At 48.1% G+C, this 1,388-nt stretch carries 1 protein-coding gene; it reads right to left on the bottom strand.

What is annotated here, in order from left to right; all coding sequences use genetic code 11:
• The coding region (locus tag AACS90_RS03015; RefSeq protein WP_241538345.1) for a toprim domain-containing protein at positions 1-1,388 on the bottom strand (1,388 nt) is incomplete at both ends.

Here is a 1,388-nt window from a genome sequence, read left to right as displayed (position 1 = left end):
GGCTGACCGATAATCTCACCGTCCGGCATCACATAAGCCCCACAATGCCAGCCTGCTTTTTGTGTCACAACCCATTCACGGCGATCGCCGCTGCGTTGCAGATGTTCAGCCAAAACAGGTAGCAGACTGTTTTTTACGGTGATGTTCATTCCCCGTGAACGCAATCTTGCCCAGCCAACCGGCATCCCGATTTCACGGCGGGGAAGCGCTTCAACAATACATTTTCCTGTGCCCTCCTGACGTAGCTTAATAATGAGATAACCTTCGCTGCCATCATTGCCAATGCCAACGATTTCCATGTAATCACTCAGCCATTTTTCAACTTCGACGATTTCGCCACCTTGTTCTTTCGGTTCAACCCAGTAAATTCCATTCTTGCGGATATCGATATGAGGTTTTAGCGGATCGTATTCTTTCTCTTGGTATTTATCTGAATGAGTGGTTACAGAGTTTGGCACTGCTACATTCCCTGCCGCCTGATATAACCCATTACTGAATGCTTGCTTTGCTGTCTCAATACCATGTTGCTGGCGATAATCATCCCAATCAGCTTTGTATTCCGTTGGTGGCAACGTAACCCAACCATTCACTGCAAGAGCCGCTTTTTCTGCTGAAATCTTGCCGATATTTACCTTTGGTCTGCCGTTCTTATCCAGTTCGTCGGGATGATGCCAGTCATTATCTGCTGCCAGAATAATTTTCGTGCCCGGCCAATGCTCCCTAACGGCTTTAGCGACATAGAGCAAATTGCCAGCATCCAGCGCCGCCAGAACAGTGCCTTTATAGAGCTGGCTAACCGTCAGTGCCGTGGCATAACCCTCGGTAATGATTAGCGTGTCGGGATTTTTTTCCAGTTCTGATACAGTAATAAACGCGCCTTTCTTCCGGCTGCCAGACAGTAATTTTTTCTCACCGTCAGGTTTGATGATCTGTGCACCAGTGACCTTTTTATCTAACGCTGCCAGTGCCAATAATAGGGAACCATCTTCCAGTAAACGTTGATTATGGTGTTGTAGTCCCTTTGCAGCCAGATAGGGAGATTGCCCCACGACAGTCTGCGCCATCAGTGCTGCGACTCTTTCGTCAATCGGCTGTACTGGATAAGTGGTTTCTTTGGCTGACTTGGGTTCTGACAAAGGTAATGCCAGTACGTTAGCAACAATCTTAGCAGCCTCAAGAACTGAGATACGGTTGGTTTTCGCTACTAAATCCAATCCATCTCCGTAGTTCGGAAGATCACACTGGCGACAGTGCCAGTTGCCGTGATGGTGGTCATCAATAAAGTGAAAACGGTCGGTGCCGCCGCAGACAGGGCAAGCGCTATGTTTACCCTTTGCAGGAATATCGATACCACAGGCAGGTAACAGATTTTCCCAATGGTACATAGC

The organism is Xenorhabdus sp. KK7.4 (genome assembly GCF_963876465.1).
GTDB classification, from domain to species: Bacteria; Pseudomonadota; Gammaproteobacteria; order Enterobacterales; family Enterobacteriaceae; genus Xenorhabdus; species Xenorhabdus stockiae.
The sequence above is the reverse complement of the archived record's forward strand: the minus strand, read 5'-3'. Positions and strand labels throughout refer to the sequence as shown.